Source organism: Micromonospora coerulea, assembly GCF_016598485.1.
Classification (GTDB): Bacteria; Actinomycetota; Actinomycetes; order Mycobacteriales; family Micromonosporaceae; genus Micromonospora; species Micromonospora coerulea.
Genome location: NZ_JAEMUW010000014.1, coordinates 1 through 23,059 on the forward strand (window position 1 = coordinate 1; position 23,059 = coordinate 23,059).

General features: G+C 71.6%; 23 protein-coding genes and 4 pseudogenes. 14 read left to right on the forward strand and 13 right to left on the reverse strand.

The window, feature by feature from the left end; translation table 11 throughout:
* Positions 1–219, forward strand: a 219-nt coding sequence (locus tag I8N68_RS32935; RefSeq protein ID WP_234040104.1) for a hypothetical protein, incomplete at its 5' end; no start/stop codon positions are given.
* 20 nt (positions 220–239) lie between these two features.
* On the opposite strand, the gene I8N68_RS34275 is transcribed toward I8N68_RS32935, so the two are convergent.
* The gene (locus I8N68_RS34275) at positions 240–548 is read right to left on the reverse strand and encodes a tyrosine-type recombinase/integrase (RefSeq protein ID WP_443673262.1); all 309 of its coding nucleotides are present in this window, start codon (positions 546–548) and stop codon (positions 240–242) included.
* A gap of 7 nt (positions 549–555) precedes the next feature.
* Positions 556–1,325 (reverse strand): annotated as a pseudogene (locus I8N68_RS34285) (replication initiator).
* Between the two features lie 74 nt (positions 1,326–1,399).
* On the opposite strand from I8N68_RS34285, the gene I8N68_RS18620 reads away from it, so the two are divergent.
* The gene (locus I8N68_RS18620) at positions 1,400–2,146 is read left to right on the forward strand and encodes an SDR family NAD(P)-dependent oxidoreductase (protein ID WP_200211510.1); all 747 of its coding nucleotides are present in this window, start codon (positions 1,400–1,402) and stop codon (positions 2,144–2,146) included.
* Between the two features lie 194 nt (positions 2,147–2,340).
* On the opposite strand, the gene I8N68_RS18625 is transcribed toward I8N68_RS18620, so the two are convergent.
* Complete coding sequence (locus tag I8N68_RS18625) at positions 2,341–3,015, reverse strand: nucleoside/nucleotide kinase family protein (protein WP_200211512.1); 675 nt, start codon at positions 3,013–3,015, stop codon at positions 2,341–2,343.
* 528 nt (positions 3,016–3,543) lie between these two features.
* Here I8N68_RS18625 and I8N68_RS32945 point away from each other — a divergent pair.
* Positions 3,544–3,789, forward strand: a pseudogene (locus tag I8N68_RS32945) (hypothetical protein); the annotation flags it as partial.
* Positions 3,790–3,809: 20 nt separating this feature from the next.
* On the opposite strand, the gene I8N68_RS18630 reads toward I8N68_RS32945, so the two are convergent.
* A complete protein-coding gene (locus I8N68_RS18630; RefSeq protein ID WP_200211514.1) occupies positions 3,810–4,529 on the reverse strand; it encodes a sulfite exporter TauE/SafE family protein in 720 nt (239 codons plus the stop codon).
* A 713-nt stretch (positions 4,530–5,242) separates the two neighbouring features.
* Between I8N68_RS18630 and I8N68_RS18635 the strand changes: the two genes are divergently transcribed.
* The gene (locus tag I8N68_RS18635; protein WP_200211520.1) at positions 5,243–5,764 is read left to right on the forward strand and encodes a hypothetical protein; all 522 of its coding nucleotides are present in this window, start codon (positions 5,243–5,245) and stop codon (positions 5,762–5,764) included.
* Between the two features lie 442 nt (positions 5,765–6,206).
* Positions 6,207–6,722, forward strand: a complete 516-nt coding sequence (locus I8N68_RS18640) for a hypothetical protein (RefSeq protein ID WP_200211522.1) — start codon at positions 6,207–6,209, stop codon at positions 6,720–6,722.
* Positions 6,723–6,885: 163 nt separating this feature from the next.
* Here the strand turns inward: I8N68_RS18640 and I8N68_RS18645 are convergent, their stop codons facing one another.
* Complete coding sequence (locus tag I8N68_RS18645; protein ID WP_200211524.1) at positions 6,886–8,202, reverse strand: hypothetical protein; 1,317 nt, start codon at positions 8,200–8,202, stop codon at positions 6,886–6,888.
* A 151-nt stretch (positions 8,203–8,353) separates the two neighbouring features.
* Here I8N68_RS18645 and I8N68_RS18650 point away from each other — a divergent pair, with 151 nt between their 5' ends.
* Entirely contained in the window at positions 8,354–9,049 is a 696-nt protein-coding gene (locus I8N68_RS18650; RefSeq protein ID WP_200211526.1) for an MOSC domain-containing protein, read from the forward strand.
* 475 nt (positions 9,050–9,524) lie between these two features.
* On the opposite strand, the gene I8N68_RS18655 is transcribed toward I8N68_RS18650, so the two are convergent.
* The gene (locus I8N68_RS18655; RefSeq protein WP_200211528.1) at positions 9,525–10,589 is read right to left on the reverse strand and encodes a CapA family protein; all 1,065 of its coding nucleotides are present in this window, start codon (positions 10,587–10,589) and stop codon (positions 9,525–9,527) included.
* A 351-nt stretch (positions 10,590–10,940) separates the two neighbouring features.
* Between I8N68_RS18655 and I8N68_RS18660 the strand changes: the two genes are divergently transcribed.
* A complete protein-coding gene (locus I8N68_RS18660) occupies positions 10,941–12,122 on the forward strand; it encodes a serine hydrolase (protein WP_200211530.1) in 1,182 nt (393 codons plus the stop codon).
* 78 nt (positions 12,123–12,200) lie between these two features.
* Here I8N68_RS18660 and I8N68_RS18665 read toward each other — a convergent pair whose 3' ends face one another.
* The gene (locus tag I8N68_RS18665; RefSeq protein WP_200211532.1) at positions 12,201–12,587 is read right to left on the reverse strand and encodes a hypothetical protein; all 387 of its coding nucleotides are present in this window, start codon (positions 12,585–12,587) and stop codon (positions 12,201–12,203) included.
* A gap of 154 nt (positions 12,588–12,741) precedes the next feature.
* Here I8N68_RS18665 and I8N68_RS18670 point away from each other — a divergent pair, with 154 nt between their 5' ends.
* Positions 12,742–13,101: a hypothetical protein gene (locus tag I8N68_RS18670; protein WP_200211533.1), complete on the forward strand. Its 360-nt coding sequence runs from the start codon at positions 12,742–12,744 to the stop codon at positions 13,099–13,101.
* Between the two features lie 230 nt (positions 13,102–13,331).
* Complete coding sequence (locus I8N68_RS18675) at positions 13,332–14,219, forward strand: LPXTG cell wall anchor domain-containing protein (RefSeq protein ID WP_200211539.1); 888 nt, start codon at positions 13,332–13,334, stop codon at positions 14,217–14,219.
* A 133-nt stretch (positions 14,220–14,352) separates the two neighbouring features.
* Here I8N68_RS18675 and I8N68_RS18680 read toward each other — a convergent pair whose 3' ends face one another.
* The gene (locus I8N68_RS18680) at positions 14,353–14,787 is read right to left on the reverse strand and encodes a hypothetical protein (RefSeq protein ID WP_200211540.1); all 435 of its coding nucleotides are present in this window, start codon (positions 14,785–14,787) and stop codon (positions 14,353–14,355) included.
* Positions 14,788–14,861: 74 nt separating this feature from the next.
* On the opposite strand from I8N68_RS18680, the gene I8N68_RS18685 reads away from it, so the two are divergent.
* The gene (locus I8N68_RS18685; RefSeq protein WP_200211541.1) at positions 14,862–15,590 is read left to right on the forward strand and encodes a Clp protease N-terminal domain-containing protein; all 729 of its coding nucleotides are present in this window, start codon (positions 14,862–14,864) and stop codon (positions 15,588–15,590) included.
* 75 nt (positions 15,591–15,665) lie between these two features.
* Here the strand turns inward: I8N68_RS18685 and I8N68_RS18690 are convergent, their stop codons facing one another.
* The 5 genes from I8N68_RS18690 to I8N68_RS18710 all read right to left on the reverse strand — a co-directional run bounded on the left by I8N68_RS18690 (position 15,666) and on the right by I8N68_RS18710 (position 19,864).
* A complete protein-coding gene (locus I8N68_RS18690) occupies positions 15,666–16,184 on the reverse strand; it encodes a hypothetical protein (RefSeq protein ID WP_200211545.1) in 519 nt (172 codons plus the stop codon).
* A gap of 139 nt (positions 16,185–16,323) precedes the next feature.
* A complete protein-coding gene (locus tag I8N68_RS18695) occupies positions 16,324–16,509 on the reverse strand; it encodes a DNA repair protein (protein WP_200211547.1) in 186 nt (61 codons plus the stop codon).
* Between the two features lie 64 nt (positions 16,510–16,573).
* A complete protein-coding gene (locus I8N68_RS18700; protein ID WP_200211549.1) occupies positions 16,574–17,602 on the reverse strand; it encodes a sensor histidine kinase in 1,029 nt (342 codons plus the stop codon).
* Positions 17,595–18,290 (reverse strand): response regulator transcription factor, encoded by a 696-nt coding sequence (locus tag I8N68_RS18705; protein WP_200211551.1) that lies wholly within the window; start codon positions 18,288–18,290, stop codon positions 17,595–17,597. The genes I8N68_RS18700 and I8N68_RS18705 overlap by 8 nt, the downstream gene beginning before the upstream one ends.
* Before the next feature lie 95 nt (positions 18,291–18,385).
* Entirely contained in the window at positions 18,386–19,864 is a 1,479-nt protein-coding gene (locus tag I8N68_RS18710) for a hypothetical protein (protein WP_200211553.1), read from the reverse strand.
* 149 nt (positions 19,865–20,013) lie between these two features.
* Between I8N68_RS18710 and I8N68_RS18715 the strand changes: the two are divergent.
* From I8N68_RS18715 to I8N68_RS18730, 4 genes and pseudogenes are all read left to right on the forward strand, one after another.
* Positions 20,014–20,670, forward strand: a pseudogene (locus I8N68_RS18715) (glycosyltransferase family 2 protein); the annotation flags it as partial.
* Between the two features lie 71 nt (positions 20,671–20,741).
* Positions 20,742–21,380: pseudogene (locus I8N68_RS18720) on the forward strand (TIGR04282 family arsenosugar biosynthesis glycosyltransferase); the annotation flags it as partial.
* Between the two features lie 194 nt (positions 21,381–21,574).
* Positions 21,575–22,246 carry a class I SAM-dependent methyltransferase gene (locus I8N68_RS18725; protein WP_200211559.1) on the forward strand — a complete coding sequence of 224 codons (672 nt, stop codon included), beginning with the start codon at positions 21,575–21,577 and terminating at the stop codon, positions 22,244–22,246.
* A gap of 141 nt (positions 22,247–22,387) precedes the next feature.
* The gene (locus I8N68_RS18730) at positions 22,388–23,053 is read left to right on the forward strand and encodes a GNAT family N-acetyltransferase (RefSeq protein WP_200211973.1); all 666 of its coding nucleotides are present in this window, start codon (positions 22,388–22,390) and stop codon (positions 23,051–23,053) included.
* Positions 23,054–23,059: the final 6 nt, after the last annotated feature.

The window sequence follows — 23,059 nt, forward strand, 5'->3', positions numbered from 1 at the left end:
CAGGTAGCAGTCGAAGGCATCGGCTCGTACAGCCATCCGTACAGCCAAGCCCGCCCGCTGACGCCGACACTGCCCGACAACGGCGGACCGGCTGACCAGGTGCATAGCCACCTGACCAGCCATCCGCAATCTTCTCTTAATCCGCGGGTTCGGGGTTCGAGTCCCTGGCGGCGCACCAGCAGGAACACCTCAGGCCCGGTCCTCATGGACCGGGCCTGACCCCTTTTCTCGACCCAACGTCAGCCATCGAAGTGAAGGCCGAGCCTGTCCACGGACGACCGCTGGGACTGCCGGGTGACCTCAACGTAGATGAGCTTGGTGATGGTCGGGGAACTGTGGCCCAGGATGTCCTGGATCTTTTCAATGGGCACGCCCTGCTCGTAGAGGAGCGTGGCGCAGGAGTGGCGTAGATCATGGAACCTGATCCTGCGTATGCCTGCTCGGTCCAGGAGCCGGCCAAAGTGACGGTTGAAGTTGCGGGGTTCGATCGGAGTCCCAATGCCGGTGGTGAAGACCAACCCGGAATCCTTCCAGTCCTTGCCGGTGATCTTGCGTTCAGCGCCTTGGGCGACCCGAGCCCGCTTCGTGGGCGAGTTCTTCGCGGCCGGTGGTTCGTCGTTCGCGGGCGAGGGCGGCGGGCGGTGTTGGCGAGGAGGGCGTCGCCGAGGGTGTGCCAGCCGACGCCGGCGAAGGTGAGGGTGCCGACGATGAGGGTGGTGTCGTCGTCGAGGTGGTCGACGGCTCGAAGGGCGCCGGGCTGCTCGTCGGCTTGGTCCTCATGCCGGCGGAAGGCGACCCGCGTCTCCCGCAGGAGTTGGAAGGCCAGCCAGGTAGCGGCGGGCTTTGGTGAGGAAGTGGCCGCCGAAGCCGAGCATGTGTGCCCAGCGCCGCAGTCGGGCGTAAGGGTTGGCCGTCGGCGTGCTGGCCCGCGCCCAGCAGACGACGGGTCGGCCATGCTCGCAGAGGCCGGCGTCGCGGCGGGCGTCGCAGGGCTCGGATCGGCAGTCGCAACGCTTGCGATTGATGCAGGTGCGCCGCTTGACCGCGCGGACGTGGACCGGCCCGAAGGACGGTGCGGTGAAGGTGACGAACACGGCCGGATGCTTGGAGACGGTCTCGGGGACGCCCTTGCCGCCGACGAGGCCGGCGCGGAGCAGCTGGCGGGCACCAGGTCCGGCCAGGTCAACGAGGGTGACGGGATTCAGGTTGCCTCTCGTGTGGCAGTTCGCGGCCCAGCTGGTAGCTGGTACGGCAAAATCTTCCTTATGGCGTATAAGCCTGCCTAATCGCCTAAACGGGTCTGTCGGCTGTTCCGTCCCTCGCACCAACCGGTCAGGGCGTGCCGCACGGATCTTCTCGACCGAAGCCGATGTTCGCGTAACAGGACGGTGAGCAAATCATGACGTCAGGACTCTCGGGCACCAAGGCTTTGGTGACCGGTGGAACCAGTGGCATCGGGAAGGCCGCGGCTACCGAGTTGGCCCGGCTCGGTGCGCACGTGGTCTTGTCCGGTCGGGACGAGAACCGGGGCAACGACGTGGTGCAGGAGATTCGTTCGGCCGGGGGTCAGGCCTGGTTCGTGGCCACCGATCTTCACAACGAGGCCGCCGCGCGCTCGCTGGCCGCTCGTGCCAAGGAGCAGCTCGGGCAGGTGGATGTACTGATCAACAGCGCTGGCGCCTTCCCGTTCGGTCCTACCGAGCAGACCAGCGAGGAGACGTTCGACTCGGTGTACGCACTCAATGTCAAGGCGCCATACTTCCTGGTCGCAGAGCTCGCACCCGACATGGCCAAGCGCGGCCGGGGCGCGATCGTCAATGTGACCACGATGGTCGCCGAGTTCGGCGCTCCGGGGATGGCTTTGTACGGGTCGAGCAAGGCCGCGCTGGTGCTGCTGACAAAGTCCTGGGCTGCCGAGTACGGGCCCAGTGGCGTACGGGTCAACGCGGTCGGCCCCGGACCGACCCGTACCGAGGGCACCGCGTCCATGGGCGACGCACTCGACCAACTGGCCAAGGGCGGACCGGCCGGACGGCCCGGCTCTGCTGAGGAAATCGCCGCCGCAATCACCTTCCTGGCCAGCGACCGGGCGAGCTTCATCCACGGCGCGGTCCTGCCGGTCGACGGGGGACGCACAGCCGTCTGAATGATTTCCAAGTGATTTCCAACCGTCCGGTCTGCTCCGCGACGCTGCATCGGCTGCCGGCGATGCCTGGTCTCACATGATGCGTGACGGATCGGCCTCACCAGATGCTCTACATGATCGCGATGGTCTGACCGCCAGCGCTTGCCTGCGGGGCCGCGCTGGCGAGACGTCCGCTCATGCCGAACTGAGCGCGGTCAGTGTGTTTGGGTCTCCCAGACCGGCTGCTGAGGCTCGTCGTTGTGCACGATGATGTCGACGTGATCGGTCGGGCGGACCGTAGCGAAGTAGAGCTGTTGGGAGGGGATGTAACGCTCGCGCCAGCGCCGTTCGACTTCGGCCAGAGATAAGACCCGGCGCTCTCGGATCACGGCACGATCCACGGTCTTCTCGAGCGCGGTCGACACGAAGATGCGCAGGTCCCACCGATCAATCAGTTCCGGGCGCATGAGGAAGACGCCGTCGAAGACCAGCACGGCGTCGGCGGGGGCAGTCGTGACCGGCGGGGACAGCGCAGTATCCGCTGTTCGGTCGTAGACCGCGTTCTGGAAGCGTCGATCTCCGCCCGGGCCGAGCGGATCGAGCAGGACCCGGGTCAGCGCGTCGTAGTCGTGGGTGTCGAAATAGCAGCCTTCGGCCGAGAACTCGCCGCGCGGATAGCGCTGCGCCCGTGGGAAGAGGAAATCATCGATCGTCGCGCGGATGACGTCGCGGCCCTGTGTGCGCAAGACGACGGCCAGCTCGTCGGCGAGGGTGGTCTTGCCTGCGGCGGGCGGTCCGTCGACGGCAACCCGCGTCGGGTGTGCGACGGTGACGGACCCGACTGCCGCGGCTAGGCGGCCGAGCAACTCGTCGCGGGTACCTTGGTCCATGTCCTGCCCCGTCCTAGTCTCGCGAAGGGCGCCGTGTCGAGCCGACCTTATGCGCGCCAGCCTTTTCGCGCCCGCCACGGTCCGAGTGAGCGAGCTTGCCGCATGTGGAAGTGGCTGCGGTCGCGGCGCACACGGACTATCATGCCGGCGCTGGTCGCTCGGCATGCCTCTGCACACGACAGGTAGGAAACAAACTGGGCGACCACGGCTGACCCCCACGCGACCCCCACCCCGCGCAAGACGAGCAATCGACACGGCGGCGCGGCAGGCTGAACCGAGGTCATGCGCCTTGACCGTAATCGAGCGCGAGTTCTCTTTATCCGCGGGTTCGGGGTCCGAGTCCCTGGCGGCGCACCAGCAGTAACACCTCGGGCCTGGTCCTCATGGACCGGGCCTGACCCCTTTGCTCGACCCCAACCTGAGCGGTGCTCATGCGGCGGGCATCAGCCCGGCTGAGCGCGGATCAGATGCTCCATCCCGGCTCAGTGTGTCGTAGCAGCGGGCGATGGACACCGCGATCGTCACCCACGGGCAGAGCCCGCGACCGCGGGTGGGGTCGCCTTCCTCAATGTAGGGGACGAGACCGGGATGCTTAACGTCTCCTGCTCACCGGGGCTCTGGCAGCGCTACCGACGGGTGGCGACGACCAGCACCGCCTCTGGTGATGAACGGCGGATTGCAGCGGGACGAGGGGTACCTAGCCTCACCGCCGACCGGCTCGACGGAATCGAGCCGCCGGTCGCCCCGGCGAGCGACTTCCGCAGATCCGCCTAAGGGGTCCGTGGACGACCGTCTCAGCCAGGCAAGCTCGCGAGCGCGGCGCCGGCGCTGCCGAGCAGCCCGACCAGCACGATCCGTCGGAACGCCACGGGGTCGATGCGGTGGAACAGTCGGTTTCCCAGCCACCAGCCCAGCGGCACCGCGGGGAGCGCCACAAGGGAGATCCGCACCACATCGGCGTGTACCTGACCGGTCAGCAGGAACCCCGTCAGCCCTATCAGACTGGTGCCCGAGAAGGTCGCCGCCAGGGTGGCCCGGAAGGTGCGCGGGTCGTAGCCGAGCGACTGGAACGCGGCGACCAGCGGGGGCCCGTTCGTCCCGGTGGCGGCGGTTAGCACCCCGACGAGGACGCCGATGGCCCCGAGACCGATCCGTCCGGTGCGGATCCGTGCCCTGGACCAGACCAGCGCTGCACAGCCGAGCACCACGACCGCGATCAGCGCGCTCAGCAGCCGCTCCGGCGCGAGCGCGAGAACCAGCAGGCCGGCCGGCAGGCCGAGCAGGGCGGTGGCGGTGAGTGCCGCCGCGACCCGCCACCGGGCGTGGGCGCGTTCCCGGATGGCCGCAGTGACGGTCAGCCCGACGCCGGTCAGCGCCGACACCACCACGGCGGCGCGCGGGTCGACGGCGGCGGCCAGCAACGGCACGGTCACCAGCGCGTACCCGAAGCCGCTGACCGCCTGGGCGAAGGCACCGAGCAGCACGATGCCGAACGCGCTGAGCAGGATGACCACCCGCTGAGACTGACGCACCGGACGGCGGGCGGACAACCGGCCGGCCCGGAGATCCCCGACACACGACCAGCGGCCGGCAATGCTCATGAGTCTGCCGCTCAGGCCGGACGGGGGCATCGCCGGGGCCCACCTGGCCGGGGGAACAGCCGCAGAACTCGAAGAACCCCAAATCGGTTGCGCAGTACGACGTCGCCTGCTTCCAGGTGAAGTCGCGACAGCAACCCCGACGGCAACCGGTGTAACCAAGGACCACTTGAGCCGACTCCGGGCCGACGACATTGCCGAGCTTGCTGTCGTCTGGCAGCGACTACGGCTGTGACTCTTAATCCGCGGGTTCGGGGTTCGAGTCCCCGGCGGCGCACCAGCAATCATCTGGCATTCACCCTTCGGGGGGTGCCCAGATGTCGTTTGGCATGGTGCGGTGTGCACGTCCGGGCAGACGCCTGCCGTCGAGCGACTGCCGCACGCGGCGGCTGAACCAGCCTCGGCCGATGCGCATAGCGCCTTGTCCTCGTTATGGGCATTGAGGTCGCGGGGACCCCAGCCGCCCGCTCGCCCCTCGCGCTGTGTTGCCGCTGACCCGGGAGACGCCAAACCACGGCTGGGAGGTGAGCACGATAGGCAGGGGCATGAACGGGGAAGGTCCGGCCGAGCGAGCGGCCGAGAAGTCGCGAGAGCTTACCGAGGGGGACGACCTCCTACGGGGGAGGGCGGTGCAGAAGCTTGGGGGCTTCTACGCGATCACATTCGGCGCCTCATTGTGGGCCTGGGACTCAGCGTTCGAAATCGGCACGCACCGGACCATCTTCTACTACCATCGGCAGGAACTGTTCGTGCTGGCCCTCGTTGTCCTCCTGAGCGCTCTCCTCCTGCCCCGCCGGGTACATACCCACCCTTGGGTGCTGGTCCTGTTCCTGCCCCCGATAGGGCTCCTGCTGCTAAGACTCGTCGTGGGTCACCCTCACAGCGCCTTCGAACAGACCGCCGCGCGTGTGGTGAACGTCGCGACCATCGCCGTCGCGCCGTTCGTCGTGGCCATCATCGTCCGGTTACTCGCGCCCAACTACTTCACCCTGCCGGGCCGCCGCCTGAAGGTCACCGTGGTGGTGATCGTCGCCATTGTGGCGTTGACCGGCTTCCTCGTCGGCCACTTCAATAGCCGCTTCCTCGCGTGCCAAGACTTCATCGTGGCCGGCGATGATCCTCCCCCGAACTGCCACAAAGACGAGTGGTAAGCCGCTGTCCGTCACGTCGACCGGCCAGGGCGACCACATGATCGTGCACGCGCCCACAAGGCCGCCTATCCGTCACGTTGCGACCTCGGAGGACACGAACAGCGACCGCGGTCCGGCTGAGGGCCGCCTACCTGGCGGCCGTGGCTGCCTTCGCCGAAGACAGCCAGGTCACCCGGCTGGCGATCCGGGAACCGGAGGCGGCGGTTCGCGTGGGCCTGGATGGCGACGGGCGTGACAGCCGGTTGGCTGTGCTGTTCGGGCCGGATCTGAGCGGCTACCACGACGGAGCGCAGGTACCCGTGGCGGTGGGGTTGGAGCTCGTGCGGCTCATGTTGCGCGACGGCCCTGGTTGGTGCCGGCTTGAAGCCGAGGAGCGCTTGTTCATCCATGTCGGCTGGGACCAGTACGTGTACCTCGGCAGCACCGACCCATGCCAGGGGCAGTGGCCCGTGCCAACCGGCATGGGCTCTTCGCGGAACGGATCCAACGGTCGCCATACGACCCGGCGCTCACCGAGGACGCCAGCGCTCGGCCGGCCGACAGCGGTTTCTGGGACGAGGTCGCCACTATCGCCGTAGAACGCGGCGCCGTGCTTCTCGAAGAGGGCTACGTCTACAACGCCGCCCGCTGGCACCGCATCACGACCAGCAACCTGGATGCCGTCCGGACACAGTTGGCCCCCCGAGCCCGCCTACTGGTCTGGCCCGACCTGCAGACGAACGTCGACGCTGCGTTGGCGAACCTGCCCGACGAGGGCCTTAGCGAGGTCATCTGGCAGGACCACAACGGTCAGGTCAACTGCCGATGCGTTGAGGAAACGGTCCACGGTGCACTGCGCATCCGGTTGGCCGAAGCCCAGGCCGCCATCGTCCTTCCGCTCATGGACGAACGTCACCCACTGCTGAGTGCGGTCCGACCCGATCCGGACGGCGTCCTGCGTGCCCGTTGGGCACCCTGAGGATCGATGCCCACGCCAGCGACCAGCTCTCCCATCCGCACTTCTGCCCCTTAGCTAGGGGGCTGCCCCGGGTGCACGCGCCGCATCCCCACCACGATCTCGTCGCGGCTTCGTTCACGGCCCACCGACATGCGGCGCCGTTTGGCCCTGGAGGGCCGGTCCGTCATGCCGGCAGCCGTTCCGCTGCGGCGAGCCGTACATCCGCCTCCTCGATCGGGTCGTCGCGCAGCTCGGCCAGCCAGCTCCGGGCGTCCTCGGTCAGTGGAGTGTGCCGGGCGGCCAGCAACCGTACCGAGGGTTCACAGTCGAACAGGTGAATCGGCAGTACCGCCGTGGTGCGCTCCTCGTCCAGCAACAGCAGGCTACGCAGGTAGCTGGCCCGCTCGTAGGAGTGCGGAGACGCGACGGTCATCAGGCGCAGCCGGCGGATGAGCATCGCTTTGGCGTCGGCGTAGGCAGCGGGTGGCGCGGTTGCGAGTATGCGGGCGAGCCCCTCGCTGAGGACGTCATAGCCGCACCACTCGTCGCCGAGCTGATCGAGTGCGGCGAACAGAACTGCGATGTCCTGTTCGTCACCTTGCTCGGCAAGCAGGTGCGGGGCGTCGCGGAACAATGGGTGGTCGGCATCCGCAGCCCAGGCCCGAGCATGCGGAAGGATCTGGGGGCCGAGCGTGCGCAGCGCGCCGAACAGGCCCGCCGGCCGTGCGGGTGCGACCCGCTCGACGAGGTCGAGTAGTTCGGGTATCGGGCGGCCCCGATGGCGGATCTGCCCGAGGGCCAGGCCCATGGCGGCGGGGTCGGTGTTCATTGACTGCAGGAGTGCTATGAGGTCTGCGTCGGATGCATCGCTCAACGAGGTCCGGCGGACGCGACCCGATGAACGGCTACGTGCGGCGGCGCGGAGCACCCCATCGAGCCGGGCATCTCGGCCTCGCCACCAGGACCAGGGGTGATCCGAGGGCCACAGTCGCGCCGCATCTCCGACCTCGACCCGCATGGCAGCGGTCTCCCAGAGGTCGTCCCACCACTCAACCGGCCATTCGACCGCGAGGGCGGTCAGTGCGTCGATCCAGCGGACGCCGTTGTGGACGTATCGGTGCAAGGCCTCGCGGGCCTGCCCGTCACCTGCGCGAGCCAGTGTCGTCAGCACCCCAACGGTCAAGTCGAACTGATTGTCCTCGTCGTGGGGGTCGGACTCCGGCCAGGCGCGGTAAGGGCCACAGGCGTAGAGCTGTGCGATCAGAGGAGCCACGTCCAGGTGCAGGTCGCGCAGCAGTCGAGCCAGGTAGGTGGAGCGCGAGTCGATCTGCCAGTCCCACCGGGTGTCCCGACTGCAGCACCGATACACCAGTCCGGCGCGCTGCGGCTGGCGGCGTAGACGGGCGACGGCAAGCCCGCGACCCAGCTCCAGTGCGCCGTACAGGCTGCGGTGTGGCGCGTAGTGCCATTTGTGTGGGCAATCCCCGTCTTCGCAGCTCATTGCTGAAAGTATGGGCCGGGTGATCGGGGCATCCACCGATTAACTGCGGCTCGCGCACTCGCATGGCGACGGCCGATGACTGGGACGCCGCGGTGGATGACACGTCCGGCTAGACGATCTTGCTCGGTCGGGGCGATCTACAGTGAGGCCGATGAAGCTGGCCGAGATCCGCCGATACCCGATCAAGTCACTGCTTGGCGAGCAGCTCGCAACAGTCGAGGTCGACGAGCGCGGACTGGTTGGTGACCGCTCGTGGGCGGTGCGTGACGCCGACGGGAAGGTGGGCAGCGGGAAGAACACCCGTCGCTTCCGTCGGATGCCTGGCCTGTTCACGCTGCGCGGACATTCTGGCGATTCAGTGCCGGTGGTGGAGCTGCCCGACGGACGCCGCTTCGCTGCGGATGAGCCCGCGGGGCACGAGGCGGTTAGCGAGGTACTGGCCCGTCGCGTGACGATCGAGCGGGAAGCGGAGGTCATGCACCACGACGAGGGCCCGGTAAGCCTGATCAGCAGCGCCGCCCTACAGCGACTCCATGACCTGGTGGGGGAGCCCGTCGACCCAGTGCGGTTCCGGGCCAATCTGCTCGTCGACGTGCCGGGCAGCGACTTCCCGGAGGACGGCTGGCTAGGGCGAGCCGTCCGTATCGGTTCCGACGTGGTGTTGCGACCGCGCCGCCGGCTTACCCGATGCGTCATGATCGACCTCGCGCAAGAGGGCGCCCCGGAGCATGGCCAGCTCCTGAGGACGGTTGCCGAACACCACGACCTGACGTTCGGCGTGTGGGCAACAGTCGAACGCCCTGGTCGTATCAGGCTCCATGATGCCGTCGAACTCATGCCGGCCTGAGGACCGGGCGGTGTCACCCACGTCCCGCTGAGCAGACCCATCGCCATCTTTGGTTGGTGCCGCCGTGTTCGACGGACCGCCACCACCACGACCACCGACGCGACCAGACCCACCAGGTAGGCCGTCGCGATCCCGGTCGCGAGTTGGTCTCCCGCGTCCTGGCCGCCCGCGAACATCCCTAGGTATCCGAAGGCGACAATCGCAACGAGGTAGCCGAACAGCCCGAGCATGAAGCCGGTGGCTGCTCCAAGGCCTGGGGATTCTTCTCGGGGGAAAGCCGCACCTTCGGCGGTCTCGGTCGTTTCCACCTCGACAGGCTATTGCCACGCCAACCCATGTTGGCGGCGTGATCATCCAGCCGGCCGACGACGACACCGACACGTCGTCCTTCGGGGAGAACAACCTGCGGACCCCGCCGATGCCCCGGGTCTTCGAGCCGCTCAACCGCCCTTGCGCGACCAGCGGTAGCCCGTTGTCACTTCGTCGGAGAAAGGCCGGTGCAGCGGCGGGCGGTTGCCAGCTTGTCGCGGATGGCCCGCTCGGCCGACCCGGACACCAGCCGCGGCTGCCCGGTGCCGGAGACTATCGCTGGCACGAACTCGTTCCGGATTACCTCCCGTCCGCGGACGGTCAGCCGGAGCACCCCCGAGTCCGTGCTGCGCGAGGTGCCGTACCAGAGGAAGTTGCCCAGCCCGTAGTGCACGTACGTGCGACCGAGCCAACCATCCGCGAGCAGGGTGTGGGCGTGCGTGCCCACCACGATGTCCGCACCGGCTTTCGCCAGGGCGCCGGCGATGCTCTTCATCTCACCGCTGGGGCAGGCGCTGCCCTCGATGCCCCAATGCATGAAGACGATAACCAGATCGGCCTGACGGTGCGCCGCCGCCACCGCGCCGACGGCACGGTCCCGGTCAAAGGCCATGGCGATGCCCGGCCGGGTCGACGTGGGCTTCCACTGTTCGGAAAGGCGGTGTACCTGGGAGAATCCGACGACAGCGATCCGGACGCCGTCGACCGTCGTCAGCCAGGGGGCGTACGCCTCGGTCACGTCGCGCCCCGCCCCGAAGACCGGGAAGCGGGCCGAGCGGGCGGAGTCGAGCGTGTCCAGCAGGCCGACCCGCCCGTAGTCGAGCGCATGATTGTTCGCGATCGAGACCGCGTCGATGCCGGCGGCGCGCAATGCCTCGTACGCCGTTGTCGGCGCCCGGAAGAGGTAGGGCTTGGGCTCCGGCGTGCCGTGCTCGGTCACCGCGGTTTCCAGGTTGACCAGGGTGAGATCGGCGCCGCGGAGCACCTCGGCGATCGGCCCGAACGCCGACCGGGGCTCATCGAGCAGGGTGACAGTGCGCCCGGTGAAGTGGACGTCTCCGGCGAACGCCAGCCGTAGCTGCCGGTCGGCCGGGTTGGCGCTCGGCGTCGCGGGCGCCGGCGCGGTACGGGTGGGAGCGGGCGTGCCGGCGGGCGGTGCGGCATCCTGCCGCGACAGCCCATCATCGAAGCCGCATCCGGCGGTCCCGATCAGGAGGCCTGACGCCAGCATTACGGCCCATCGGCGACGGTATAACGGTGACGGCACGCTCTGAGGCTAGTGGCCTTGGGCTGCGGTAGTGACCCCCATTTCCGCGTACCTGCCGGATGCTGAGGCTATCGGCTCCCGGCGAGGATTACCCGCCAGGCGTTGGGCCGGTCTCGGGTTCCGACGTCCGAGCTTCCCGGAACTCATCAGCCCGGACGGGTGACACCAGCACCGGCGCCGCCGACGAAACGGCCAGCTGCATACCTTACGAAAGTGGTGAAAATACGCGTCTGGCGCTCGTCTTCGCGGTCACCGGAGGGGGCGGTCCGCGTACCACCGAAAAGGTTGCGATGGACGGCGGTCGGGGCTGCCGCGTTGCTCGCGCTGGTGGGGACGTCGGGGCCGACCGCGGTGGACGGCGTCGGGCCGGCGCCGGTGCGGGGGACGGGCAGTGCTGCGGCGTGGCTGGCTTTTTCCGGTGCGGTCTTCTCGGTCGACACCGTCGACCGCACCGTCCGCTACCGGGCGTGCGACGGTGACACCGGACGGGTCGCCGACCCGCGGATGCGGGTCGGCGGCGGCACCGCAACCGGCAAGGTCACCGCCGGGGGTACGACCTACGCCTACCGCGTGCCGCTGGTTGGCCGCAGCCGGGGCGTGGTCGAGGTGTTCCGCCAGCACCGGCAACCGCACCGGCTGGTCGGCGAGGTGGTCACCAATCCGCAGCCGCCCACCGATCCGGCCGCCGGCGGCCGGCTGTCACCGCTGACCGGGAAGCTCGCCCGGGTCGTGGCCGCCGCGACCGACAACCGGGCCGGCGTCGCCGTGCGCGACCTCTCCGGCCGGTACGGCGACCAGCAGATCGCGGTCAACGGCGGGTTCCGGCCAAAGGCGGTGAGCGTGATCAAGCTGTGGATCCTGGTGGAGGTGCTGCGCCGGGTCGACTGCGGGCAGCTGTCGCTCGACGGGGGCGTGCGCGTCACCCGCGACGACGTGGTTGGCGGCACGGGCAAGCTGAAATCCGAGGCGATCCCGCAGGTGTTGACCTACCACCGGCTCGCTGAATACATGATCATGTACAGCGACAACACCGCCGCGAACGTGCTCATCGACCAGTTCGGCGGGACCGCGCCCGTCAACGCCCTGATCGACTCGATGAACCAGCGCGACACCGTCCTGGCCCGCAAGTTCTTCGACGCCGACGCCCGGGGCGAGGAGAACTACACCAGCCCGGACGACGTCATCTCGCTGCTCGGCGCAGTCTGGGACGCCCGGATCCTCACCGAGTCGTCCCGCGACCTGATGATCGACTTCATGCGCCGGCAGACGCTCAACACCAAGATCCCCGCCGCCTTGCCGCCCGGTACCCCCCTCGCGCACAAGACCGGCGACGACCTGCGCGGCGTCTCCCACGACGTCGGCTACTGCCTCACCCCGGGCGCGGAGACCGCCGTCGCGTTCCTCACCACCGGGCCGTTCCGCAGCGGCAGCGAGACAGTTCGACAACTCACCCGCACCGTCCACGACTACGTCACCCCTGGGTGCGGCCGGGGGTAAGCCCGGTGCGGGGTGTGGAGAGGGACCCCTTCCCCTAGCGAATGCGTGTGAGGGCGCGCTTGGGCCACGTCATGTGGGTCACGGCGGCGGCGGACACCAAGAGGCAGTTGACAGTCCCAGCAGCGCGGGCCAGCCGGCAGCCAGAATCGCCGCCGCAGCGACCAGCCAGGGCCACCAACGTCGGCCCCTGTGAAAGCGTGCCAGGGCGAGGCCGAAGTAGAGCGTGCCTGCAACGCCTGCCGTGCAGGTCACGACCCAAACGAGGGTCCCGTTATCGGGCCCCCATCCAGCAGACTCCTGGCGACACCAGCCGGGCTCGGTGATTTCGGGACTGAACCAGGCGAGCATGAACGCGTACATCAACAGCACCGGGGCCGCAACAGCCGAGCTCAGGACGGTCACCACAATCCGCAGCCCCAGGGCGGGTATCGCCACGACGGGTTCGGCGGGCTCCGGGTCGGTCATGCCGGCACTATGGCACCCACCGGCGGAGCCTCATAGATGTCCTGATACCGATTTGTCACGGAGGTCCCGGGACCAGGCAGCCAACTGCCGGCCTGGTCCAAACCGGCGGCCGGTGGCGCCAGTGGACTGGGCGAACGACGCCTACCATGAGCCGATGATCGAGCAGAGTCAGCGACGCATCCCTATGCCGGTCGCCGCCGCCGTGGTGATTTTGCTCGTGGCGACCGCGATCCCGGCGGGGAAGATGTTGACCAGTGGTCCACCCAGGGCCACCGGGTTGATAGCGGGGCTACTTGTCCTGGCGTTGGCTTACGGCCTGTGGCGCGGTAGCGGGCGGGCCCGGTTTTGGACAACAGTCTTCTCGACCGTCGGCGTGGGGAATGGCGTCGTCATGTTCGCCAGGGCTGACGCGTTAGGGCTGCTGCAGATCGTTGGTGCGTCAGTCATCATCGGCCTGTTGCTGGTGCCCGCATCATCCCGGCAGTGGTTTCACGACTTGCCGGTGGAGGAGTAGCGTCCGCCACCAGTCGGGCGAGCGGTCCGCATCCCGCCGGCAAGAGGTCGGCGGACGGCAGGTCCTGGTCGGGTGCCGGCCAGCGGCGTTTGCGCAGTCAGGCCGAGTGACGCAGGTCACTCACCTGGATGAATTGCTCGGCAATAAGCTATTTCGCGGCATTGGTGGGGGACCACCTGTGGCGAGGTCCATTAGTAGGGTCTTTCGGTCGTCAACCAACGGGGGTTCACATGACCGCACGCCTGTCCGCCCGGCTCGCCCTGGGCGCCGCCATCCTCGCTGCCGGTGTCGCCGCCCTGCCGGCCCCGGCCCTCGCCGCCCCGGACCCGGCGAAGCTCGCCGCCGTCACCGAGCAGGATCCGGCCACCGGCAGGAACATCAAGTACCCGGTCAAGCGTGGTGAGGTCGTGCCGGCCTCGCTCGGCGTGACGAACCTCGGCGAGACGCCGGTCAAGGGTTTGGTCGTGCAGGTGCGGGCGGTCGACGACCTCGACCTGCTGCCCAAGTACGACAACTGCTGGTACGGCAAGGACAGCAACGTGGACATCGCCTGGTGCGAGTTCGACGACGAGCTCGCGGTCGGTGCCACCCTGGCGACCACCGGGGATCTCATCGTGACCAGCACCGACGCGCAGGCCGACAAGGTCGTCGTCGTCATTTTCCGCTGGGCCAGCAAGGAGTGGGCCGACGGGCTGGGTGGCGTGCAGAAGCTCGCCGAGAACGAGCAGGGCACCGACCCGGTGCGCGGCACCGGGTCCACGCTGACGCTGGCGCCTCGGGAGCTGCCGCTGCCGGCCAAGCCGAATCCGATCAACTTCGTGTACGCCAGCCTGGTCACGCCGCCGACCGCGAGCCCCACCGCCAGCCCGTCGAGCAGCGCCAGCCCGTCCGCCAGCGCCAGCCCGTCCGCCAGCGCCAGCCCGTCGGCCAGCGCGAGCCCGACGGGTCCCCTGCCCAGCGCGAGCCCGGCCGCTCCCGGTGCGGGTGGCGGCGACGGTGGGCTGCCGGTGACCGGCTCGAACACCGCCGCCGTGGCTGGCGTCGGCGCGGTGCTGCTGCTGCTCGGCGGCGTGGGCTACCTCGTCGCCCGCCGGCGCCGTACCCGCTTCGTCGCCTGACACCCACGTCGAACGCCCCGGTCCTGTGCAGGGACTGGGGCGTTCGTGTTCGTGATGTCGAATGTACGAGCCGGTGCTGCAACACCTGCGCGAGCTGGACTCGCCCGGCCTGCTGAGGGATTTCCGGGGCGGCTCAGTGGCCGTGGCGGGAGCGCGGGCCGGGGCGGCTGCGGCGCAGCCAGCGGGGCAGTTGCCGACGGGCGGCGAAGGTGGCGATGTCGTCGGCTGCGGAGTCCGCGTACCCGTGGATGCGGTAGCGGCAGTCCACGGGGGTGTGGTTTCTCAGGGCGCGGTGCAGCAGACCGAGCGACCCGGCGTCGACGAGCCCGTGCAGCCGGGCCAGGTGACCCAGGCACTGCAGGGCGTTGGCCCGCGTCTGGGGGCGACCGGACCGTAGCCCGCAGCGGATTCGCGGCAGCACGACAAGCGGGTCGTCGTGGTTCAGGGTGAGCGCGATCAGGGCCGTCCCGGCGTATCGCTCGTCCCGGTCGTACGCGGCGTCGAGGAGGCCCGGGTCGTCGCAGGCGGACAGGCCGCGGCCCGTCAACCAGTCCAGGATCTCCGCCACACGGTCGATGATCGCACCACGGGGTTCGTCAACCGATGGTTGACGGCCGGCACCCGTCAACCTATGGTTGACGCATGACGAATCCCGTCCAGATGAACAATCCGGTACGCCTCGACGAGCTGATCGAGGGCATCAAGAAGGTGCACACCGACGCGCTGGACCAACTGGCCAACGCGGTGCTGGTGGCCGATCACCTCGGCGACGTCGCCGACCACCTGATCGGCCACTTCGTGGACCAGGCTCGCCGTTCCGGCGCCTCCTGGACCGAGATCGGGCGCAGCATGGGGGTCACCAAGCAGGCCGCCCAGAAGCGGTCCGCGGCCAAGGCGGAGACGGCGGCCGCCCTCGACCCCAATGCCGGGTTCGGCCGCTTCACCCCGCGCGCCCGCAACGTGGTGGTGACCTCCCAGAACGAGGCGCGCGCCGCCGGCAACGCCGAGATCGGCCCCGAGCACCTGGCCCTCGGCCTGCTCGCCGAGCCGGACGGGCTCGCCGCCCGGGTGATCACCGCTCGGGCCGTACCCCTGGAGCGGCTGCGCGAGGCCGTCACCGCGGCGCTGCCGGCGGCGGCCGACCAGGTCCCGGATCTGATCCCCTACGACGCGCGCGGCAAGAAGGTCCTGGAGCTGACCTTCCGGGAGGCGCTGCGGCTGGGCCACAACTACGTCGGCACCGAGCACATCCTGCTCGCCCTCATCGAGGAGGAGGGTGGCGACGGCGTGCTCACCGGCCTCGGCCTGGACAAGCCCGGCGTGGAGGCGGCGGTCGCCGACGCCCTCGCCGAGGCCGCCCGGCGCAGCTGACCGCCGGCGGGGCGGCATCGTCGGCGGCGGGACCGGGTCGGGCGGGCCCGGCTCGCCCGCCCGACCCGTAGGACGTCAGTCGGCGACGGGGAAGCCGTACCGGGCGGCGTGCTCCGGGTCGGCCGGGTCGACCTGGCGGATGCCGGCGTCGGCCAGGCGCTTGTTGACCTCGTCCAGTCGCTCCCGCACCAGCCGGGCCTCCTCCTCGGTGACCCGGCCCCGGTGCGGCTTGCCGGCGTGCTCGATGGTGCCGTAGTCGACCTTCTCCGCGCCCCGGCGCGCCTTCGGCGGCCGCACCCGCTCGGCCGTCCGCAGCAGCTGGGCCATCGGCACGTCGGTGGCCATCGCGTCGAACTCGCTGGCGGTCAGCACCACCCGGCGCGGCTCGCCGCCACCGTGCCGGTCGTGGATCTCCACCACCGCCACGTCCAGCGCCGCGTCGTCGATGCTCTCCACCTCGACCGGGGTGGCGTCCAGCTGCACGGGCCCGGCGACCAGGTCAGGGTGCTCCAGTACGACGACGCGGACCACCTCGTCGTCCCGCTGCAGAACCGTGCCGCTGAAGTCGGAGACGTGGATCGTCTTCTTGCCCATGCGCGGAGCTTCTCCTGTCGTAGGCCGATTTTTCGGACCAGGAGACGCTACCCGACAGGTGTGCGAACGGGCCCGGTGGAGCGCCCGGGTGTGTCGCCGCTTTCCTCCGCGCACCGCGTCACAGGCTGCCCTGGGCGCGTCAGCGGGCGCTGAGGCCGCGTCGGGTGGCGGCCGGTGGCAGCGCGTTCAGCTCGGCCCAGGAGAGCGGGGCGTCGCGCCGGGCCTCCCGGTACGGCGGCTGCGCCGGGAACCGCCCGGCGGCTTCGGCCGCCCGCCAGCTCCGCTCGGTGTCCTGCTGGTACCGGTCATTCGGCTGATTCGGCATGACCATTACCGTCCCAGAGAAAGTTGTACATGTATGGAAATAGATATGACGCTCGATCGATGCGTCAGGTTCCCGCGGCGGGCAACCGGACCACGAACCGGCAGCCATCAGTGATGTTCTGTACGTCTACCCGCCCGCCGTGGGCCTCAATCAGGCCGCGGACGATCGCCAGTCCCAGCCCGCCCGATCCTTCACCGGCGCCGTTGCCGGGGCGCGGGGTACGGGCCGGCTCGCCGCGGAACGCCACGTCGAAGAGGCGGGGCAGGTCGGACTCCGGGATGCCGCCGCAGGTGTCCGCCACGGCCAGCCAGGCGGTGTCCGCGTCCCGCCCGGCGTCCACCCGCACCGTGCCGTCCTCGGGCGTGTAGCGGACCGCGTTCAGCAGCAGGTTCCCCACCACCCGGGCCAGCTCCGGTTCGCTGGCGGTCACCGTCGGCCAGCCCGACTCGGCGGCCACCAGCCGGATCCGGCGGGCCGCGGCCAGCGGGGCGGTGCTCGCGAGGGCGTCGGAGACCACGTCGCCCAGCGGCACCGCCGACAGCGACAGCCGCAGCGCGCCCGCGTTGATCCGGGACAGCTCGAACAGGTCGTCGACGAGCCGGGTCATCCGGTCGGTCTCCATCCGGATCCGGCGGTGGTACTCGTCGACGGTGTCCGGGTCGCGGACCACCCGGTCCTCCAGCGCCTCGGCCATCGCGCGCAGCCCGGCCAGCGGGGTACGCAGGTCGTGCGAGACCCAGGCGACGAGGTCGCGGCGCCCCTTCTCGATCCGCCGCTCCCGCTCCCGCGCCTGGTCCGCCCAGACGGCCGCCGCGGCCAACCGCCGGCCGAAGAGCCAGCCGACCACGAGGCTCACCGCCGCGGCGGCGGACACGGTGATCAGCACCACCTCCAGGTCGTGCGGGGAGAGGAACATCGCCTCGGCGATCACCGCCACCCCGGCGACCACCGCGGAGACGGTCATGGCCAGCAGCACGACGATGTGCACCAGGATCGAGTGGCCGCGCAGCAGCCGCAGGGCGACCGCGCCGACCAGCCCGACGCAGAGCGCCGCGGCCAGCGCCGCCCCGAAGATCAGCGCCAGGTCACCCACCGGTCGGCTCGTAGCGGTAGCCGACGCCCCAGACGGTCACGATGCGCCGCGGATCCGCCGGGTCGGACTCGATCTTCTCCCGTAGCCGTCGCACGTGGACGGTGACCGTGGACTGGTCGCCGAAGCTCCAGCCCCAGACCTTCTCCAGCAGCTCCGCCCGGCGGAACGCCCGCGCCGGGTGCCGCATCAGGTGGGCCAGCAGGTCGAACTCGCGCAGCGTGAGGGTCAGCTCCCGGCCGTGCAGCCGGGCCACCCGGGGGCCGGTCCGCACCTCCAGGCCGTCGTCGGCGAGCACCTCCGGCGCCTGGCCGACCGGCTCACCGCCCGCCCGGCGCAGCACCGAGCGCACCCGCAGCACCAGCTCCCGCGGGGAGAAGGGCTTGCTGAGGTAGTCGTCCGCGCCCAACTGCAGGCCGAGGATCCGGTCGGCCTCGTCGCCACGGGCGGTGAGCATGACGATGGGTACGCCGTCCGGCCGCGCCCGCAGCCGGCGACAGACCTCCAAGCCGTCGAGCACCGGCAGCATCAGGTCGAGCACCACCAGATGCGGTGGCTGGCGGGCCACGGCGGCCAGCGCGGCGGCCCCGTCACCGACGTGGTCGACCTGGTAGCCGGCGTGTTCCAGGTACCGGCAGACCACATCGCTGACCGTCCGGTCGTCGTCGACCACCAGCACCCGCTGCGTCACCGGCGTACCTCCCGCTCGTGCGGTCCAGCCTAGCCACGGCCGGGGTAGTTGATCTATTGCGAGGTCCTTACAGCAGCCAGGGGGACCCGTCCGGGTCAGGACACCGTCCAGAGCAGATGGTTGACGGCCAGCGCGGTGAGCGCCTGCCCGGCCAGCCACCGGCGCCGGTCGCCAGCCGGCAGCCGGGCGGCGGCGACCAGCAGCCAGACCGCGAAGGGCAGCCAGATCCGTTCCACCTCCGCCTTCGAGAGCCCGGAGACGTCGGCGGCGGCCACGGTCAGCGCGGCCACCACCGGCAGCCAGCCGACGGCACGCGCGGCGCTGACCGCCCCGGCCGTCGCCGTCCCGCCCGCGCCGGCCGGGGCGCCGGCCCGCGCCGCGCGCCGGGTCCGCGCGCCGACCAGCGCGGTCATCCAGGCCCGTGCGCCGGCCACGACGGTGATCCGGGCGCGGGCGTCGGCGAGCGCGGCGATCCGGGCGCGGGCGTCGGCCAGGGCGGGGCCGAGGGTCCGGACCAGGGCCGGGCCGGCCACCGGTCCGGCGCTGAGCAGCAGCGCCGCCAGGTTCGCCCAGACCCAGTAGGCGTACGGGCGGTCCGCCGCCCAGCCCTGGTAGTAGCGCTGCACGACCAGGTGGTAGCCGTCCAGCCACCAGAAGCCGTACGTGACGAAGGCGGCGGTCACCCCGGCCACGCCCAGTGCGGCGGCGAGCAGCGCGCGGACCCGGTCGGTGGCCCGCAGCGCCAGCACGGTCACCGCCAACGGCCCGGCCAGCACCAGCCCGTACGACAGGTGCAGGGCGAGACCGAGGAGCAGCCCGCCCAGCGCCGGCGACCACCCAGCCGGATGCGCCAGCAGGGCCAGCCCGGCGGCCACCACCGCGGCGAAGATCCCATCGGCGGAGGCGCCCACCCAGACCGCGCCCGGCAGCAGTACCAGGAAGGGCAGCACCGCCCGGGCGGCCGGCTCGTCGCCGAGCGCCCGCAGCGTCACCGGCACCGAGACGCTCACCGTCGCGCCGACCAGGACGCAGGCCAGCGCCGCGGCCGTACCGCCGCCGAGGCCGATCCGGTCCAGCCCGACGAAGAGCAGCAGCGCTCCCGGTGGGTGCCCGGCCGTGTGGGTGGACCAGGAGCCCGGCTGGAAGTCGAGGATCCGGTCGGTGAAGCCGGCCAGCAGGGCGGGCACGTCCCGCACCCGGGGCACCTCGTGGAGGTACTCGGCCTGCACGGTGAGCCGCTCGGTGAGCCCGGCCCGCCACCCGTCGACCATGGCCAGCGCGAGGGTCCAGGCAACGGTGGCGAGCCAGCCGGCGGCCAGCAGCCGGGGCCACGGGAGCCGCCGGGCGAGGTCGGGGCCGCGCCACACCACCCCGGCGGCCAGCAGTACCGCCGGGACGGTGCCCCAGCCGACGTGCGGTCGCCAGCTGGCGTAGAGCGGTGCGGCGTCGGCGTGCAGGCCGGCGTCGTGCCAGTTGAGCAGGGCGCCGACCGCGACCGCCGTACCCAGCAGGGCCGCCTCGACGGCGAGGACGGTCAGGTCGCGGCGACGGCCGGCGGTCAGGTGCGGGGTCATGGTGACCGCCGAGGCTACGACCGCCGGCCGAGCTAGCGGAAGCGGTCGGTCGAGGACGTCAGCGACTCGTAAGGAACCGTTGCGGCGTAAGGGTTCCGTAACCGTGCCGGGCGGCCGGACCAGGGGCGGGGCGGCCTAGCGTCGCCCACATGGAGACAGCGGTCGACGTGGTGCTGCCGTGCCTGGACGAGGCGGCCGCCCTGCCCGGCGTGCTCGCCGGGCTGCCACCCGGCTACCGCGCGGTGGTGGTGGACAACGGCTCCACCGACGGCTCGCCGGAGGTGGCCGCCGCGTACGGCGCCCGGGTGGTGCACGAGCCTCAGCGCGGCTACGGCGCCGCCGTCCACACCGGACTGCTCGCCGCCCGGACCGAGCTGGTCTGCGTGTTGGACGCGGACGGCTCGTTCGACCCGGGGGAGCTGCCCCGGCTGGCCGGGCCGGTGCTGGCCGGCCGGGCCGACCTGGTCGCTGGTCGCCGCCGGCCGGTCACCCGCACCGCCTGGCCGTGGCACGCCCGCGCCGGCAACGCGCTCCTCGCCGCCGGGCTGCGCCGCCGGGGCGTACCGGTGCACGATCTCAGCCCGATCCGGGTGGCCCGCCGGGCGGCGCTGCTGGACCTCGGCGTCGCGGACCGGGCCTTCGGCTACCCGCTGGAGCTGCTGCTCCGCGCCGCCGCGGCGGGCTGGCGGATCGTCGAGCTGGACGTGCCGTACGCGCCGCGGGCGGCGGGCACCCGATCGAAGGTCTCCGGCTCGGTCCGCGGCACCGCCCGCGCGGTACGCGACATGACGGCGGTGCTGCGAGCGGGGGTCGCTCCGGCGAGCGCGGGGAGTGCGGCGCCGCCCAGCCCGCAGGTCGCGAACGAAGGCCGGCGCCGGTGAGCGTGTTGCTGGTCATGGCGAAGGCGCCGGTGCCGGGCCGGGTGAAGACCCGGCTCTGTCCGCCGCTCGACCCGGCCGCGGCGGCGGCGGTGGCCGCCGCCGCGCTGCTGGACACCCTGGACGCGGTCCGGGCGGTGCCCGGCGTGACGCCGGTGCTGGCTCACGCCGGCCCCCTCGACCGCGCGGTGCGCGGCGCGGAGCTCCGGGCCGCGCTGGCCGGCTGGACCCTGCTGCCCCAGCGCGGCCGGGACCTCGGCGACCGGCTGGCCGCGGCGCACGCCGACGCCGCCGCGGCGTTCCCCGGCCGTCCGGTGCTGCAACTCGGCATGGACACCCCGCAGGCCGGTGCGGACCTGCTCGGCGCGGCCGTGGTGGCGCTGGCCGGCGCGGACGCGGTGCTCGGGCCGGCCGCCGACGGTGGCTGGTGGGCGCTGGGGCTGCGCGACCCGGGGGCGGCGGCCGTGCTGCGGACCGTGCCGATGTCCACCCCGGCGACCGGGCGGGAGACCCGGGCCGCGCTGGCCGGTCGGGGCCTGCGCGTCGACGCCCTCCCGGAGCTCGCCGACGTGGACGAGTGGTCGACCGCCCTGGCCGTCGCCGCCGGCGCGCCGGCGGGCCGGTTCGCCGCGACGGTACGGGACCTCGAGAGCCGGCTGGCCGGTGGGACGGCACCGGAGACCGACGTGCGACCGGACGATGGCCTCCTCGGGGTGGTACGGCCGGTCGGAGGCGGGCGGACCGGTGCCCGGGCCACGGCGGCGCGACGGAGCGAGGCCGGGCGGACCGGGCGGTCGGGGCCGGTCACGGCGCGCCGGGCCAGGGAGGTCCGGTGACCGGGCCGGCGGTGCTCGCCGGGGGCTTCGAGGCGGCGCTGGCCGACCCCGCGGACCGTCCGGACGAGGGCGCGCACTGGCTGGTGCTCGGTGACGGGGTGCGGGTGCCGCTGCCGGTGCGCCGCTGGCACGGGCCACCGGAGCCGGCCCTGACCGAGGTGGTGCGGCGCTGCTCCGGGCCGACCATCGACCTGGGCTGCGGGCCCGGCCGGCTCACCGCCGCGCTGGCCGAGCGCGGACTGGTCGCCCTGGGCGTGGACGTCTCGGCGGCCGCCGTCCGGCTGGCCCGGGGGCGGGGCGCGGCGGCGGTGCACCGGGACGTCCTCGCGCCGCTGCCCGGCGAGGGCCGTTGGGCGCACGCGCTGCTGGTCGACGGCAACATCGGCATCGGCGGCGACCCGGTGCGCCTGCTGCGCCGCTGCGCCGGCCTGCTGCGTCCCGGCGGCACGGCGCTGGTCGAGCTGGCCCCACCCGGCGCGGGACTGTGGCGGGGGCGGGCGTACGTCGTCTCGGGCGCGCGCCACGCCGGCGCTGAGCGGGGACCGGCGTTCCGTTGGGCCCGGGTGGGCGTGGAGCTGGTCGGTCCCTTGGCGTCCGCCGCCGGCCTCCGGGTCGCCGCCGTGTTGCCGGTCGACCGCCGCTGGTTCGTCGAGCTGGTTCGGCCCTAGTCGCCCGAGCCGGGGCGGGCGGTACGCGGGACGGAGCTCCGTGGGTGGGTGCGGACGATGATCCCGAGGCCCGTGCTGCTGGTCCGGCGTACCGTGATCGTCGGCAGGGCGGACGGTCCGGCGGGTGAGGAGGTGGCCCCGGTGCTCGACCGGCGGTTGTTCCTGCACCTGGCGACCTGGTTGGGGCAGTGGCCGGCCGGCCCGGGGCTGCACGTGGTCCGGTCCCACCGCCGCGCGCGGCCGGCCTGGGACGGGCGGCTGCGTCCCGCCATCGCGGTCGCCGCGCCGGACTGCGCGGTCCTCTCGGTGCCGCCCGACCGGGTCGCGGCCGTCCGGGCCCTGGTCGACGGGCGGCGGTGGGAGAAGATCCTGCCGGAGCTGCCCGCGACGGTCGGGCTGCCGGACTGGACCACCCACGCGGGAGCCTTCCGGTGGAGCGTCGCCCCGGCGCCGCTGCCCGACGTCGGCGTGTGGACCGCGCCGACCGGGCCGGGGCTGCCGCCCTGGCTGCGGCTGTTCGACCGGGAGGTACTGGTGGTGCGGGACGCCAACGGTAAATACCTGGCCGGCGCGGGGATCAAGCGGCACGACGCCCACGGGCACGAGCTGGCGGTCGGCACCGTGCCGGCCGCCCGGGGTCGCGGCCTGGCCCGCCGGCTCGCCGCCCAGGCGGCCCGCCGGGTGCTCGATGAGGGCGCCGTCCCCACCTACCTGCACAACTTCGACAACGCCGCGTCCGCCCGGGTGGCCGAGGCGGCCGGCTTCCCGGACCGGGGCTGGACGTCGTACGGGGTCTTCCCGCGCTGAGCGCGC

Excerpts from the sequence above, each read along its gene's own strand:
- I8N68_RS18620 (WP_200211510.1), top strand. The coding sequence starts at position 1,400 with ATGACGTCAGGACTCTCGGGCACCAAGGCTTTGGTGACCGGTGGAACC.
- I8N68_RS18625 (WP_200211512.1), bottom strand. The coding sequence starts at position 3,015 with ATGGACCAAGGTACCCGCGACGAGTTGCTCGGCCGCCTAGCCGCGGCA.
- I8N68_RS18645 (WP_200211524.1), bottom strand. The coding sequence starts at position 8,202 with ATGAGCTGCGAAGACGGGGATTGCCCACACAAATGGCACTACGCGCCA.
- I8N68_RS18650 (WP_200211526.1), top strand. The coding sequence starts at position 8,354 with ATGAAGCTGGCCGAGATCCGCCGATACCCGATCAAGTCACTGCTTGGC.
- I8N68_RS18655 (WP_200211528.1), bottom strand. The coding sequence starts at position 10,589 with ATGCTGGCGTCAGGCCTCCTGATCGGGACCGCCGGATGCGGCTTCGAT.
- I8N68_RS18665 (WP_200211532.1), bottom strand. The coding sequence starts at position 12,587 with ATGACCGACCCGGAGCCCGCCGAACCCGTCGTGGCGATACCCGCCCTG.
- I8N68_RS18670 (WP_200211533.1), top strand. The coding sequence starts at position 12,742 with ATGATCGAGCAGAGTCAGCGACGCATCCCTATGCCGGTCGCCGCCGCC.
- I8N68_RS18675 (WP_200211539.1), top strand. The coding sequence starts at position 13,332 with ATGACCGCACGCCTGTCCGCCCGGCTCGCCCTGGGCGCCGCCATCCTC.
- I8N68_RS18685 (WP_200211541.1), top strand. The coding sequence starts at position 14,862 with ATGACGAATCCCGTCCAGATGAACAATCCGGTACGCCTCGACGAGCTG.
- I8N68_RS18690 (WP_200211545.1), bottom strand. The coding sequence starts at position 16,184 with ATGGGCAAGAAGACGATCCACGTCTCCGACTTCAGCGGCACGGTTCTG.
- I8N68_RS18695 (WP_200211547.1), bottom strand. The coding sequence starts at position 16,509 with ATGCCGAATCAGCCGAATGACCGGTACCAGCAGGACACCGAGCGGAGC.
- I8N68_RS18710 (WP_200211553.1), bottom strand. The coding sequence starts at position 19,864 with ATGACCCCGCACCTGACCGCCGGCCGTCGCCGCGACCTGACCGTCCTC.